Consider the following 13309-nt stretch of genomic DNA (forward strand, 5'->3'; position numbering starts at 1 on the left):
GTGGTGACGACGGCCCCGCGGACGAAACAGCCCACGCGCACCTCCTACCCGCCGCGCCTGGTCCTGCCCCTGGTGGCCAGCGCGCTGCTCAACCCGATCAACTCCACCCTGATCGCCGTGGCGCTGGTGCCCATCGGCCAGGCGTTCGGCGCCGGGCCGGGGCAGACCGCCTGGCTGATCACCTCGCTGTACCTGGCCACGGCCGTCGGGCAGCCGGTGGTCGGGCTGTTCGTCGACCGGTTCGGGGCGCGGCGCGTGCTGCTGGCCGGCGCCCTGACCGTGATGGCGGCCGGCGTCGGCGGGCTGCTCGCGTTCTCGCTGGGCTGGCTGGTCGCGGTCCGGGTGGTGCTCGGGATCGGCACCTGCGCCGGCTTCCCGGCCGCGATGGCGGTGCTGCGCAAACGCGCGGACGCCACCGGCGGCGGCGTGCCGAGCCGCGTCCTGTCGATCCTCGCGATGTCCGCGCAGACCGTCATGGTCGTCGGCCCGACGCTGGGCGGCGCTCTGATCGGCCTGGCCGGCTGGCCGGCGATCTTCGCGGCCAACATCCCGCTCGCCGCGGTCGCGTTCGTGCTCGCGCTGGTCTGGGTGCCCAAGGACCCGCCGCGCACCGGCCCGCGCGAGCCGATCGACGCCGCCGGCATCGCCCTGTTCTCCGCGACCCTGCTCGCCGTGCTCCTCTACGTGATGGCGCCCGCGGTGTCCGACCTGTACCTGCTCGGCGTCGCGCTGGTGCTGGGCGCCCTGTTCGTGCGGGTCGAGCTGCGCGCCCGCCGACCGTTCGTCGACCTGCGGATGCTCGCCGGGAACGGCCCGCTGCTGCGCACCTACCTGCGCCAGTCGCTGGCGTTCCTCATCGTCTACTCGATCATGTTCGGCTACGTGCAGTGGCTGGAGTCGGCGCGCGGGCTCACCGAGTCGGCCGCGGGCGCGCTGCTGACACCGATGTCGGTCGTCGCCGTGCTGGCGGCCGCCTTCGCGGGCAAGCCGACGCGGCTCAAGGGCCGCCTGATCGTCAACTCGCTGGCCCTGCTCGCCGGGTCGGTGCTGCTGCTGTTCGTCGACGACGGGACCTGGATCGGCGCGCTGGTCGTGCTCGCCGCGGTGTTCGGGCTCGGCCAGGGCCTGACGAGCGTGACCAACCAGACCGTCCTCTACGGCCAGGCGCCGCCCGAGGTGATCGGCACCGCGAGCGGCCTGTTCCGCACCGCGCAGTACCTGGGCGCGATCGCCTCGTCCACGCTGATCGCCCTGTGCTTCGGCGACGAGGCCACCTCGCGTGGCCTGCACGAACTGGCGACGGCGCTCATCGTGATCGGGGTCGTGCTGTCCGCCGTGACGCTGGCCGACCGGAAACTTCCGAAATCCGGTACTCGACCCGCGGCGGCCGCTCACGCAAGATAGTGGACGTGACACGCAACGCTCCTCGCGCCGACATCGACGAAGCCGCCCTCGAAGTGCACAAGCCCAAGGAGTGGGCGGCCGGCATCCCGGGAGTGGCGGTGTCACTCCTGCGCGGTGTCGAGCAGATGGGCACCGGCCGCACGGTGAAGACCCTGCGCCTGCTCAACCAGCGCGACGGCTTCGACTGCCCCGGCTGCGCCTGGCCGGAGCCCCGCGCCGAGGACGGTGAGCACCGCAAGTTCGCCGAGTTCTGCGAGAACGGCGCGAAGGCGGTCGCCGAGGAGGCCACGAAACGCCGCATCGGCCGGGAGTTCTTCGCCCAGCACTCTGTCGAGGAGCTGCACGGCCGTACCGACTACTGGCTCGGGCAGCAGGGCCGGCTCACCGAGCCGATGGTGCTGCGCGAGGGCGGGACGCACTACGAGCCGATCGGCTGGGACGACGCGTTCCGGCTGATCGCGAGCGCGCTCAAGGGCCTGGACAACCCGGACGAGGCGATCTTCTACACCTCGGGCCGCACCAGCAACGAGGCCGCGTTCCTGTACCAGCTGCTGGTGCGCTCGTTCGGCACGAACAACCTGCCGGACTGCAGCAACATGTGCCACGAGTCGTCCGGTGCGGCGCTGTCGGAGGCCTACGGGATCGGCAAGGGTTCGGTCAGCCTGGCCGACATCCACCACGCCGACCTGATCGTCGTCGTCGGCCAGAACCCGGGCACCAACCACCCGCGCATGCTGTCCGCGCTGGAGGAGGCCAAGGGCCGCGGCGCGAAGGTGGTCGCGGTCAACCCGCTGCCCGAGGCCGGGTTGATGCGGTTCAAGAACCCGCAGAACCCGCGTGGCGTGGTCGGCAAGGGCACGCCGCTGGCGGACGAGTTCGCGCAGATCCGGCTCGGCGGCGACCTGGCGCTGTTCCAGGCGATCGGGCACCTGCTGCTGTCGTGGGAGGAGGAGGCGCCGGGCACGATCGTCGACCGCGCCTTCGTCGACTCCTCGACGCACGGCTTCGACGACTGGGCCAAGAACCTGCGCGAGATCGACTGGGCGGCGATCGACGAGGCCACCGGCCTGGACCGCGGCCAGATCGAGCGGATCGCGCGGATGATCGCCGCGTCCGAGCGCACCGTCTACTGCTGGGCGATGGGCGTGACGCAGCACCGGCACGCGGTCGCGACGATCCAGGAGATCAGCAACCTGGCGTTCGCGCGCGGCATGATCGGCAAGCCGGGCGCGGGTCTGTGCCCGGTGCGCGGGCACTCCAACGTGCAGGGCGACCGCACGATGGGTGTCTGGGAGAAGATGCCCGAGGAGTTCCTCCGCAGCCTGGAGGAGGAGTTCGGCATCCCGGTGCCGCGCAAGCACGGGTTCGACACGGTGGACGCGATCCGCGCGATGCGCGACGGCCGCGGCAAGGTGTTCCTCGGCATGGGCGGCAACTTCGCCGCCGCGACGCCGGATTCGGAGCTGACCGAGCGCGCGCTGCGCTCGTGCGAGCTGACGGTGCACGTGTCGACCAAGCTCAACCGGTCGCACGTGGTGCCGGGCCGGACCGCGCTGATCCTGCCCACGCTGGGCCGCACCGAGCGGGACACGCAGGCCGCGGGCGAGCAGTTCGTCACGGTCGAGGACTCGATGTCGTGCGTGCACGTCTCGCGCGGGCGGCTGAAGCCGGCGAGCGAGCACCTGCTGTCCGAGGTGGCGATCATCTGCCGGCTGGCGCGCGAGCTGTTCGGCGACGACCACGCCGTGCCGTGGCGGGACTTCGAGGGGAACTACGACCTGATCCGCGACCGGATCGCGGCCGTCGTGCCCGGGTGCGAGGACTACAACGCGCGGGTGCGGCAGCCGGACGGGTTCGTCCTGCCGCACCCCCCGCGGGATTCGCGGTCGTTCCAGACCTCGACGGGCAAGGCGAACTTCACCACGAGCGAGCTGGAGTTCCCGCGGGTGCCGGCGGGCCGGCTGCTGCTGCAGACGCTGCGCAGCCACGACCAGTACAACACCACGATCTACGGCCTGTCCGACCGCTACCGCGGCATCGAGGACGCGCGCCGGGTGGTGCTGGTGCACCCCGACGACCTGGCCGAACTGGGCTTCGCCGACGGGCAGCTGGTCGACCTGGTGTCGGAGTGGGAGGACGGCAGCGAGCGGCGGGCGGAGCACTTCCGGACCGTGGCGTACCCGACGGCCCGCGGCTGCGCGGCGGCCTACTTCCCGGAGGCCAACGCGCTGGTGCCGCTGGACTCGGTGGCGAAGAAGTCCAACACGCCGGTCTCGAAGGCGATCGTGCTCCGGTTGGAGGCCGCGTCCTAGAGGACCTGGCTGCCGTACATCTCGCCGAGCGGGTCGGCGATCAGCTCGACGCGGGCGCCGTCCGGGTCGCGGAAGTACACCGAGACGTCGCTGTGCACCGCGTGCTCCACGCCGGCCTCCTCGAGCTTGCTGACCAGCCGCTGCCAGCGCCGCGGGTCGACCGAGATGGCGATGTGGTGCAGCCCGCCGAGCACCTCGGCGTAGGGCCCGACGTCCAGGCCCGGGAAGTCGAAGAACGCCAGCAGGTTGCCGTTGCCGATGTCGAAGAAGAAGTGCGACGACCCGGGGTAGTCGCGGTTCTCGATCAGCTCGGTGAGCGGGAACTCCAGCAGGTCCTGGTAGAAGCGGACGGTCCGCTCCACGTCGCTGCTGATCAGCGCCGTGTGGTGCAGGCCGCGGGCGGACGAGGGCGGCCGCTGCCCGGCCGGCTTGAGGTGGGCGTCGCGGATGCGGTCGCGCTCCCGGCGGACCGCGTCGAGGTCGACGGAGGTCATGGCCTGCGTTCCTTTCTCGTGGCGGAGGTGGTGTGCCCGGCGTACCCGCCGGGCACCACCGGCATCCGCGTCAGGCGGCCTTGATCGCCGAGATCTCGAACTCGAGGGTGACCTTGTCGCTCACCAGGACGCCGCCGGTCTCCAGCGCGGCGTTCCAGGTGACGCCGAAGTCCTTGCGGTTGATGGTGGTCGAGCCCTCGAAGCCGATCCGGGTGTTGCCGAACGGGTCCTGGGCGGTGCCCTCGAACTCGAACGGGACGGTGACGGACTTGGTGACGCCCTTGATGGTCAGGTCACCGGTCACGTCGAAGCTCGCGTCGCCGGTCTGCCGGATCGAGGTGGACACGAAGGTGATCTCCGGGTGCTCGTCCATCGACAGGAAGTCGTTGCTACGCAGGTGCGCGTCGCGGTCGGCGTTGCGGGTGTCGATGCTGTTCGCCTTGATGGCGACCGTCACCGACGACTTGGCCGGGTCGTCCCCGTCGATGTGGGCGGTGCCGGTGAACTCGTTGAACGCGCCGCGCACCTTGGTGACCATCGCGTGGCGGGCGACGAAGCCGATCCGCGTGTGCGTCGGGTCCAGGGTGTACTCGCCGGTCAGGTTCGCGTAGCTGGTCTGGGTGCTCATTTCGGGTTCCTCCCGCGAAGGTCTGGTTGACGTGTCATCGACACACTGGCACAACTTAGATGACGCGTCAACTATTCCCGCTATACTCGATGGCATGACCCGATGGCTCGACGACGGCGAACAGCAGGCGTGGCGCGCGTACGTCAAGATGCAGAGTCACCTGAACGCCGCGCTGGGCCGCCGTCTGCAGGCGGACTCCCAGCTGTCGCTGCCCGACTTCGAGGTTTTGGTCCAGCTCACGGACACGCCAGAGGGACGGGTGCGGGTATTCGAACTGGCCAGGGCGCTGGACTGGGAGAAGAGCAGGCTGTCACACCACCTGCGGCGCATGCAGAACCGCGGGCTGGTGGCGCGCGAGGAGTGTCCGGACGACGCGCGCGGCGCGGTCATCGTGCTGACGCGGGAGGGCCGGGAGGCGATCGAGCAGGCCGCGCCGCACCACGTGGACAGCGTGCGGGAGCTGGTGTTCGACGTGCTCACCCGCGAGCAGGTGGAAGCCCTCCGGGCGATCTCGGAGCGGATCCTGAAGGCGGTTCGCCCGGAGGGCTGTTCCTAGGACCGCAGGTAGGAGGCACCGTTGAGGTCGAGGATGGCGCCGGAGGCCCACTCGGCCTCGGCCGAGGCGAGGTAGACCACGGCCGCGGCGATCTCCTCCGGCTGGGCGACCCGGCCGAACGGTGACTGGGCTCGCAGCGCGTCGCCGCGCTCGCCGGTCAGCCAGTCCGCGACCCGCTCGGTCGCGATGAACCCCGGCGCGACCGTGCTGACCGCGATGCCGTGCGGCGCGAGGTGCACCGCGAGCGACTGCCCGAGCGAGTGCAGCGCGGCCTTGGTCGCACCGTAGGCGGGGTGGTCCGGCTCGCCGCGGAAGGCGCCGCGCGAACCGACGTTGACCACCCGTCCGGCCGCGCCGCGGGCGATCATGCGCCGGGCGACGCAGAACGTGATGTCGGCGGCGCCGAGCAGGTTCACCTCGACCGACTGGCGCCACACCTCGCGCCAGTGCTCGAACGTGGTGTCCGCGAGCGGGTGCGCGGTCTCGGTGGTGGTCACCACGGCGGCGTTGTTGACCAGGACGTCGACCCCGTCGAGCGCGTCTTCGGCGGCTTCGGCGATGCGCTCGGCCTCGCGGATGTCGCCTTGGACCAGCGCGTGGCCGTCGCCGGGCAGTGCCACTAGCGTGGCTTCCGCGGCGGCCTGGTTGGAGTTGTAGTGCACCGCCACACGGTCTCCGCGCTCGGCGAAGGCCGTGGCGATCGCGCGGCCCAGGCCCGCCGACGCGCCGGTGACGAGAACGCCGCGGCTCACTTGGCGAACAGCTGGGACTCGTCGCGGAAGGCCTTGAACTCCAGCGCGTTGCCGGCCGGGTCGTGCAGGAACATGGTCCACTGCTCCCCCGGCTCGCCCGCGAAGCGCTGGTACGGCTCGATGACGAACTGCGTGCCGGCGTCCTTGAGGCGGCCGGCCAGCTCGTGGAAGGCCTCGACGGTCAGGACCAGGCCGAAATGCGGCACCGGGACGTCGTGGCCGTCGACCGGGTTGCGGCCGGCCTCGTTGCGGGCACCTTCCACCACGTGGGTGACCACCTGGTGGCCGTGGAAGTTCCAGTCCACCCACTTGGTGTCGGAGCGGCCCTCGGACAGGCCGAGCACCCCGCCGTAGAACTCCCGGGCGCGGCCGAGGTCGTCGACCGGGATCGCGAGGTGGAACGCGGGGCGGGTCATGTGGCCTCCTTCTTCGTCGGTGGCACCAGCTTGACCTGGCACATGTCGTAATGTCAACATTCGAACATGCAACCCGCCCGGCGGCGCGGTCTGGCCGAGGAGGCCGCCGACCGCATCCGCGACGAGATCCTGTCCGGCCGCTTCGCGCCCGGAAGCGCCCTGCGGGAGGTCGAACTGGCCGCGTCGCTGCAGGTCAGCCGCGGGTCGGTGCGCGAGGGGCTGGCGATCCTGGAGCGCGAGGGGCTGGTGCACAGCGAGTGGCACCGGGGAACGCGGATCATCGAGCTGAGCGAGACCGACATCACCGAGGTCTACGCGGTGCGCGCGGCACTGGACCGGCTGGCGACGCTGACCGCGGCGGCGCGCGGACGGCCGGAGCAGTTCGACGAGCTGGACCGCCTGGTCGCGGCGATGGAGCGGGAGGTGCGCGGCGCGGCGGACGGCGACCGGCTGGTGGCGCTGGACATCGAGTTCCACGACTGCGTGTACGCGATGGCGGGCAACGGGAGGCTGACCAGCGCGTGGGAGGCGGTGCGGTCGCAGGTGCACCTGTTCCAGGCCCACCGGGTGCGCCTGTCGCACGAGCACTACCGGACCCGGGTGGTGGAGGAGCACCGCGAACTGGCGACGCTGCTACGCGCCGGCCGGACCGAGGGGCTGGGCGACCTGGCGGAGGAGCACGTGCAGTCAGCGTGCCGCGGACTGATCGAAAGCCTGCGCACCTGACCGGCCGCGCTTGGCGGCTCGGCGGAGCGCCTGCCGGTGGCCGCGCTCGCCGGCCGCGCGACCAGCCCGCCGGTCCGGGTGCTCAACCAGCGAGCACCTCGACCAAGCTCGCGTACCGCGCCCGTTCCTCGGCCGTCAACGCCGCGAAACGCTCCCCCACCAGGTCCGCGAACCGCCGCCGGATCTGGGCCCGCAGCTCCTCCCCCGCGGGGGTCAGCACGACGCGGCTGATGCGCCGGTCCTTCTCGTCGGGCTCGCGCGCCAGCAGGCCCCGCTTGCCGAGCCGGTCGACCATCCCGGTCACGTTCGTCTTGTCGCAGCCCAGCAGCGCCGCCAGGTCGCCGAACGACGGGCGCCTCGACAGGGCGCACAGGAGCTGCGTCTGCTGGCTCGTCAGGTCGAACTCGCGCGCGATGCCCGCGTAGAGCACCGCCGCCTCGCGGTGCAGCGCGGCGACCGCGCCGGCCAGACCCTCCATGCCGCCCAGCATAGTTGACATCCTCGACCAATTAGTCGAGCATCTCGACTATCGAGCATCTGGAGGAACTGTGCTGACGGACAAGGTGGCCCTGGTGACGGGCGGTTCGCGGGGAATCGGGCGGGGCATCGCCGAGCGGCTGGGCGAGGAGGGCGCCCGCGTAGTGGTGAACTACCGCTCGGACGCCGACGCGGCGGCCAAGGTGGTCGCCACCATCGAGAACAACGGCGGCCACGCGACGGCGGTCCAGGCCGACGTCGCCGACCCGGCCCAGGTCGTGCGGCTCTTCGACGCCGCCGAGGAGATCTACGGCGGGCTGGACATCCTGGTCGCCAACGCCGGCATCGCGCGGTTCGCGCCGCTCGCCGAGGCCACCGACGAGGACTTCGAGCTGGTCTTCGCCACCAACACCCGCGCGACCTTCACGGCGCTGCGCGAAGCCGCCCGCCGGCTCCGGGACGGCGGCCGCATCATCGTGATCTCCAGCGGGACCGTGGTGACGACACGGCCGCACTCGGGCGTCTACGCGGCCAGCAAGGCGGCCGGGGACCAGCTGGTGCAGGCGGCCGCCAAGGAACTCGGCCCACGCGGGATCACCGCGAACAGCGTGCTGCCCGGCGCCACCCGCAGCGACGCGCTGGAAGCGGGCATGAGCGCGGACCGTCTCGCCGCGACGGTCGCACAGACCCCGCTGGGGCGGCTGGGCGAGCCGTCGGACATCGCGTCGGTCGTGGCGTTCCTCGCCTCGGCGGACGGCGGGTGGATCACCGGCCAGACGATCCACGCCGGCGGCGGGCTGTTCTAGCCGCCGAACAGCTTGATCACCTTGAGGATCAGCTCGTAGAGCCCGTAGAGGAACGGCACGCCCACCCACAGCCAGGCCAGCGTCAACAGCCACACCCGGCGGCGCGCGGGGCTCTGCTCCGGCGTGCTCATTTCGCCTCCTCGCGCGCGGCGTCCGCGCTCTCCGGCTCGTGGTACTTCGCGTTCACCGGGCGCACCAGCTCGTTGGCGATGAAGCCGACCACCAGCAGCGCGATCATGATGTAGAACGACGTGGTGTACAGGTCCGGCCCCTGCTTGCCGGCGCGCTTCTGGCTGTCGGCGATCGCGTTGACGATCAGCGGGCCGAGCACGCCGGCGACCGACCACGCGGTGAGCAGGCGGCCGTGGATGGCGCCTACCTGGTAGGTGCCGAACATGTCCTTCAGGTACGCCGGGATCGTGGCGAAACCCGCGCCGTAGAAGGACAGGATCACCATGGCCGCGAGGATGAAGACCACTTTGGACGAGTTGCCGGCCAGGGCGATCACCAGGTACAGCAGCGCGCCGACGCCGAGGTAGCACCGGTAGATGTTCTTCCGCCCGACGATGTCCGAAGTGGACGACCACACGAACCGGCCGAGCATGTTGGTCAGCGACAGCAGCGCGACGAACCCGGCGGCCGCGGTCGCGCCGACCGGCACCGAGGTGCCGCGGAAGAAGTCGGTGATCATCGGCGAGGCCTTCTCCAGGATGCCGATGCCCGCGGTCACGTTGAAGCACAGCACGACCCACAGGCACCAGAACTGGGGCGTCTTGATGGCGTTGGCCGCCGACACGTTCGCGGTGGTGATCATCGAGCGGGCCTTCGCCGCCGCCGGGTCCCAGCCCTTCGGTTTCCAGCCCTCGGCGGGCACCCGCACCAGGAACACCCCGAGCGACATGAACACCGCGTACACCACGCCGTGGATCAGGAACGAGGTGCCGATGCCGCTGGGCGTGGACCCGAACGACTCCAGCATCTGGCTCGACCACGGCGAGGCGATGAGAGCTCCCCCGCCGAAACCCATGATCGCGATCCCGGTCGCCATGCCCGGCCGGTCCGGGAACCACTTCATCAGCGTCGACACCGGCGAGATGTAGCCGATGCCGAGGCCGACGCCGCCGATCAGGCCGTAGCCGAGCACCACCAGCCAGTACTGGGAGGTGAAGGCGCCCAGCGCGGACACCAGAAAGCCGGTGGAGAAGCAGGTCATCGACACGAACATGGCCCAGCGCGGCCCGTTGCGCTCCACCAGCGTGCCGCCGAAGGCCGCGGACAGCCCGAGCATGACGATGCCGAGCTGGAACGGCAGCGCGCTCAGCGTGCCGGACAGGCCCAGCGCCTTCTCCAGCGGCGGCTTGAACACGCTCCACGCGTACGCCTGGCCGATCGCGAGGTGCACCGACAGGGCGGCCGGCGGGATCAGCCACCGGCTCCAGTCCGGTGGCGCGATGCTGTGCGAACGGTCGAGGAAAGTGACGGCCACGGCGGGCTCCCCTACGCTGGTGATTGAGCCTGCAATTTCTTACTAGATGCGCGACGGCACGGCAAGCTCCTGTCGTCGATGAGTGGAATGGAGTGCCCGATGGGGCGCGTGACGGTGCGACGACCGGTGCGGAAGCTGACCGACGGCGGGCGGACGCGGCGCGCCGACCTGCTGGCGGCCGAGGAGCCGCTGGAGCTGCGGGTCGGCGGCAAGGCCCTGGCCGTCACGATGCGCACGCCCGGCCACGACGTCGAGCTGGCGCACGGTTTCCTGCTGTCCGAAGGCGTGATCGCTTCGCGGGACGACGTGTTCACGGCCCGGTACTGCGACGGCGTCGACGACCAGGGCCGCAACACCTACAACGTCCTCGACCTCACCCTGGCCGAGGGCGTCGCGCCGCCGGAGACGGGCGTGGAGCGCAACTTCTACACGACGTCGTCGTGCGGGGTGTGCGGCAAGGCCGCCCTGGACGCGGTGAAGCTCAAGACCCGCTTCGCGCCCGGGGAGTCGGCGTTCGCCGTGACCACTGAGGTGCTCGCGGGGCTCCCGGAGGCGTTGCGCGCGCAGCAACGCGTGTTCGCCAGCACGGGCGGCCTGCACGCGGCCGGGTTGTTCCGGGCGGACGGGTCGCTGCTGGCCGTGCGGGAGGACGTGGGCAGGCACAACGCGGTCGACAAGGTGCTGGGCTGGGCGCTGCTGGAGGGCCGGGTGCCGTTGTCGGACTGCGGGCTGCTCGTGTCCGGGCGGGCGTCGTTCGAGCTGGTGCAGAAGGCCGCGATGGCCGGGATCCCGTTCCTCGCGGCCGTGTCCGCGCCGTCGTCGCTGGCGGTGGAGCTGGCCGAGGAGAACGGGATGACCCTCGTCGGTTTCCTGCGCGGTACCAGCATGAACCTCTACACCGGTGACCAGCGGGTGCTGGAGCCGGCCGGGGTGTGAGCGTCAGATCCGCGGCATGACCTCCGCGGCCACGCGTTCCATCTGCTCGGCCTGGTCGGCGAACGGGGTGAACAGGATCAGCTCCGCGCCCGCGGCGGCGACCTCCTGGACCCCGGCCACGCACTCCTCGGGCGTCCCGGCCACGGCGACGGCCTCGAGGCCGCGCTTGCCGTAGATGCCGGCGAGACCGTCGGCGGCGCGGCGCCGGGCGGCGTCCCCGTCGTCGTCGATCGAGATGTAGACGCGCTTGGCGATCTGGAAGTCCTCGCGCCCGTCGAGCAGCTCGCGCAGCGTCTTGACCTGCTCGGCGAAGGCCGCGGTGGTCGAGGAGCCGGCGCCGAAGAACCCGTCGCCGTGCTTCACGGCGCGCGCGAGGGCGTTCGGGTGGCTGCCGCCGAACCACAGCGGCGGGCCGGGCTTCTGGAACGGCTTGGGCTCCATCGCGGCGCCTTCGAGCTGCCAGAAACGGCCGTCGAAGTCGACCTCGTCTTCGGTCCACAGGGCCTTGAGCAGGCGGATGCCCTCGGTGAACCGGGCGACGTGCGCCTCACCGTCGAGGCCGAACGCGGCGAACGGCCGGTTGCGCCCGCCGCTGCCGACGCCGACCTCGAGGCGCCCGCGGCTGAGCTGGTCGAGCGTGGCGAGGCTCTTGGCCAGGTGCGCGGGGACGTGCAGCGGGGTCACGTAGACGGCGCAGCCCAGGCGCAGGCGCTCGGTGCACGCGAAGGCGTAGGCCATGGTCTCGTTCGCGGAGAGGTGCGGGAACTTGCCGAGGACCTGTTCCTGGGTCCAGCCGCTCTCGAAGCCCAGGTCCTCGGCCCGCCGGAGGTAGGCGCGGAAGGCGTCCGGGTCGAAGGTCCCGTCCGCCACGAACTGGGGAATGGAAATCGCGAACCGCATGATCACGAGACTAGTCCCGTCTGGTGTATCGGTTCCGGCACTTCCCACGACATGGGTAGCGGGACTGATGTTCAATGGCGCCGGGAGGCCAGGTGAACGAGGACGAAGCGACCGAACCGCGCAGGCGGCCCAGCCGCCGTTCGGTGCTGATCGCGGGCGCTTCGGGCCTGGGGATCGCCGCGTTCGCCGCCGGCACCGCCACCGGGGTGCTGCCGGTGAGCGAGGCGCTGCAGCGGGCGCTGGGTGTGGCGTCGTCCTCGCCGGCGACGCAGATCGGGGTCGCGAAGGTCGAGCGGGTGTGGTCGCGGTACCGGAACCGGATGGTCGACCTGGTGATCCTGCTGCCGTCGAAGTCGCCGCCGCGGAACCTGCCGATGTCGCTCCTGCTGCACGGCCTGCATGGACGGGCCCGGACGGCGGCCCCGACCGGGACGCTCGCCGAGCTGGCCAGCCAGGTCGCCCGGAAGCGGGTCCGGCCGTTCGGGTTCGTCGCGGTCGACGGCGGCGACAACTACTGGCACGAGAACACCCCCGGCGACGATCCGATGGGGATGCTGCTGGAGGAGGTCCCGCAGTGGCTGCGGGAACGCGGTCTCGGCGGCGTCGACGGGCAGCCGTTCGCGTGCACCGGGATGTCGATGGGCGGTTTCGGCTCGCTGCTGTACGCGCGCCGCCGGGCGGAGCGGCGCCAGCCGGTGGGGGCGCTGGCCCTGCTGGCGCCGGCGCTGATCCTGTCGTGGCCGGAGATGGCGAAGCGCAACGCATTCCACGACGAGGCCGACTGGGCGTCGATGGACCCGCTGAAGAACCTGAACGCCACGGCCGGCATTCCGACGGCGGTGTGGTGCGGCACGGAAGACGCGTTCATCAGCGGCGCACGGCGCTTCATCGCGGAGACGAAGCCGGAGATCGGCTACACGGCGAAGGGCAAACACGGCGACTCGTTCAACCGCACCGTGGTGCCGAGCATGGTGAGCTTCCTGGGAAGGCACCACCCAGGCGCATAGCGCCATCTTTTGATCTTTGAACCCACCCGGAGCTGGGTGGTCATCCCGTCGCCTGACACCGGAACGATCACCTTGAGCCAGGGCCGCAACATCCGCTGCCAGCGCGAGATGACATGCCAACCTTGCGGCCCTGGCTCAAGGTGATACGCACAAACCGGAAGGCGACGGGATGACCACCCAGCTCCCACCCACCCGAGGTGACGTGCCTGCATTCCCCGTCATCCCGGAGCCTGCCCGTCCGGCGAGGACATCTCTTGATCTTTAGAAGTGACTTGAGGCAGGCGAAGAGCCCGCCCTGCGGGCGGGTTCCAAAGAGCGCCTTACGGCGCCGAACGGTCACCTTACGACCACCCCCGCCCCCGATGCCTGATTGTGTTTCGGTCGCCGAGCAGGCGTGTCAAGGCGGGAA

Annotated in this window: 15 protein-coding genes; 7 read left to right on the forward strand and 8 right to left on the reverse strand. The window is 71.1% G+C overall.

The window, feature by feature from the left end; translation table 11 throughout:
* Together IE290_RS14370 and IE290_RS14375 are read left to right on the forward strand one after the other, a co-directional pair.
* Positions 1-1404, forward strand: a complete 1404-nt coding sequence (locus IE290_RS14370; protein ID WP_229874474.1) for an MFS transporter — start codon at positions 1-3, stop codon at positions 1402-1404.
* Positions 1405-1409: 5 nt separating this feature from the next.
* On the forward strand, positions 1410-3716 hold the full coding sequence (locus IE290_RS14375) for an FdhF/YdeP family oxidoreductase (RefSeq protein WP_191245021.1): 2307 nt from the start codon (positions 1410-1412) through the stop codon (positions 3714-3716).
* Here IE290_RS14375 and IE290_RS14380 read toward each other — a convergent pair.
* The gene (locus IE290_RS14380; RefSeq protein WP_191245022.1) at positions 3713-4210 is read right to left on the reverse strand and encodes a VOC family protein; all 498 of its coding nucleotides are present in this window, start codon (positions 4208-4210) and stop codon (positions 3713-3715) included. The two genes, IE290_RS14375 and IE290_RS14380, sit on opposite strands and share 4 nt — an antisense overlap.
* Positions 4211-4280: 70 nt before the next feature.
* Positions 4281-4838: a YceI family protein gene (locus IE290_RS14385; RefSeq protein ID WP_191245023.1), complete on the reverse strand. Its 558-nt coding sequence runs from the start codon at positions 4836-4838 to the stop codon at positions 4281-4283.
* A 94-nt stretch (positions 4839-4932) separates the two neighbouring features.
* Between IE290_RS14385 and IE290_RS14390 the strand changes: the two genes are divergently transcribed.
* Positions 4933-5394, forward strand: coding sequence for a MarR family winged helix-turn-helix transcriptional regulator (locus tag IE290_RS14390; protein ID WP_191245024.1), 462 nt, complete (start codon positions 4933-4935; stop codon positions 5392-5394).
* Here the strand turns inward: IE290_RS14390 and IE290_RS14395 are convergent.
* Together IE290_RS14395 and IE290_RS14400 are read right to left on the reverse strand one after the other, a co-directional pair.
* On the reverse strand, positions 5391-6146 hold the full coding sequence (locus IE290_RS14395) for an SDR family NAD(P)-dependent oxidoreductase (RefSeq protein WP_191245025.1): 756 nt from the start codon (positions 6144-6146) through the stop codon (positions 5391-5393). The genes IE290_RS14390 and IE290_RS14395 overlap by 4 nt on opposite strands.
* Positions 6143-6562 carry a VOC family protein gene (locus tag IE290_RS14400; protein WP_020420765.1) on the reverse strand — a complete coding sequence of 140 codons (420 nt, stop codon included), beginning with the start codon at positions 6560-6562 and terminating at the stop codon, positions 6143-6145. The genes IE290_RS14395 and IE290_RS14400 overlap by 4 nt, the downstream gene beginning before the upstream one ends.
* A gap of 66 nt (positions 6563-6628) precedes the next feature.
* Here IE290_RS14400 and IE290_RS14405 point away from each other — a divergent pair, with 66 nt between their 5' ends.
* A complete protein-coding gene (locus tag IE290_RS14405; RefSeq protein ID WP_191245026.1) occupies positions 6629-7288 on the forward strand; it encodes a GntR family transcriptional regulator in 660 nt (219 codons plus the stop codon).
* 82 nt (positions 7289-7370) lie between these two features.
* Here IE290_RS14405 and IE290_RS14410 read toward each other — a convergent pair whose 3' ends face one another.
* Complete coding sequence (locus IE290_RS14410; RefSeq protein WP_191245027.1) at positions 7371-7766, reverse strand: MarR family winged helix-turn-helix transcriptional regulator; 396 nt, start codon at positions 7764-7766, stop codon at positions 7371-7373.
* 70 nt (positions 7767-7836) lie between these two features.
* On the opposite strand from IE290_RS14410, the gene IE290_RS14415 reads away from it, so the two are divergent.
* Positions 7837-8571: an SDR family oxidoreductase gene (locus IE290_RS14415; RefSeq protein ID WP_229874475.1), complete on the forward strand. Its 735-nt coding sequence runs from the start codon at positions 7837-7839 to the stop codon at positions 8569-8571.
* Here the strand turns inward: IE290_RS14415 and IE290_RS38225 are convergent.
* Positions 8568-8702, reverse strand: coding sequence for an MFS transporter small subunit (locus tag IE290_RS38225; RefSeq protein WP_268246345.1), 135 nt, complete (start codon positions 8700-8702; stop codon positions 8568-8570). The genes IE290_RS14415 and IE290_RS38225 overlap by 4 nt on opposite strands.
* Positions 8699-10057: an L-lactate MFS transporter gene (locus IE290_RS14420; protein ID WP_191245029.1), complete on the reverse strand. Its 1359-nt coding sequence runs from the start codon at positions 10055-10057 to the stop codon at positions 8699-8701. The genes IE290_RS38225 and IE290_RS14420 overlap by 4 nt, the downstream gene beginning before the upstream one ends.
* 99 nt (positions 10058-10156) lie before the next feature.
* On the opposite strand from IE290_RS14420, the gene fdhD reads away from it, so the two are divergent.
* Entirely contained in the window at positions 10157-10993 is an 837-nt protein-coding gene (gene fdhD, locus IE290_RS14425) for a formate dehydrogenase accessory sulfurtransferase FdhD (protein WP_191245030.1), read from the forward strand.
* Positions 10994-10996: 3 nt separating this feature from the next.
* Here fdhD and IE290_RS14430 read toward each other — a convergent pair whose 3' ends face one another.
* The gene (locus IE290_RS14430) at positions 10997-11893 is read right to left on the reverse strand and encodes an LLM class flavin-dependent oxidoreductase (RefSeq protein ID WP_191245031.1); all 897 of its coding nucleotides are present in this window, start codon (positions 11891-11893) and stop codon (positions 10997-10999) included.
* A 74-nt stretch (positions 11894-11967) separates the two neighbouring features.
* Between IE290_RS14430 and IE290_RS14435 the strand changes: the two genes are divergently transcribed.
* A complete protein-coding gene (locus IE290_RS14435; RefSeq protein WP_191245032.1) occupies positions 11968-12900 on the forward strand; it encodes an alpha/beta hydrolase in 933 nt (310 codons plus the stop codon).
* The last annotated feature ends 409 nt before the right edge of the window (positions 12901-13309 follow it).

It is taken from the genome of Amycolatopsis deserti (assembly GCF_014653945.1).
Classification (GTDB): domain Bacteria; phylum Actinomycetota; class Actinomycetes; order Mycobacteriales; family Pseudonocardiaceae; genus Amycolatopsis_E; species Amycolatopsis_E deserti.

Coding starts and splice junctions, on each gene's coding strand:
- IE290_RS14405 (WP_191245026.1), top strand. CDS start 6,629: ATGCAACCCGCCCGGCGGCGCGGTCTGGCCGAGGAGGCCGCCGACCGC.
- IE290_RS14385 (WP_191245023.1), bottom strand. CDS start 4,838: ATGAGCACCCAGACCAGCTACGCGAACCTGACCGGCGAGTACACCCTG.
- IE290_RS38225 (WP_268246345.1), bottom strand. CDS start 8,702: ATGAGCACGCCGGAGCAGAGCCCCGCGCGCCGCCGGGTGTGGCTGTTG.
- IE290_RS14390 (WP_191245024.1), top strand. CDS start 4,933: ATGACCCGATGGCTCGACGACGGCGAACAGCAGGCGTGGCGCGCGTAC.
- fdhD (WP_191245030.1), top strand. CDS start 10,157: ATGGGGCGCGTGACGGTGCGACGACCGGTGCGGAAGCTGACCGACGGC.
- IE290_RS14410 (WP_191245027.1), bottom strand. CDS start 7,766: ATGGAGGGTCTGGCCGGCGCGGTCGCCGCGCTGCACCGCGAGGCGGCG.
- IE290_RS14430 (WP_191245031.1), bottom strand. CDS start 11,893: ATGCGGTTCGCGATTTCCATTCCCCAGTTCGTGGCGGACGGGACCTTC.
- IE290_RS14435 (WP_191245032.1), top strand. CDS start 11,968: ATGGCGCCGGGAGGCCAGGTGAACGAGGACGAAGCGACCGAACCGCGC.
- IE290_RS14380 (WP_191245022.1), bottom strand. CDS start 4,210: ATGACCTCCGTCGACCTCGACGCGGTCCGCCGGGAGCGCGACCGCATC.
- IE290_RS14400 (WP_020420765.1), bottom strand. CDS start 6,562: ATGACCCGCCCCGCGTTCCACCTCGCGATCCCGGTCGACGACCTCGGC.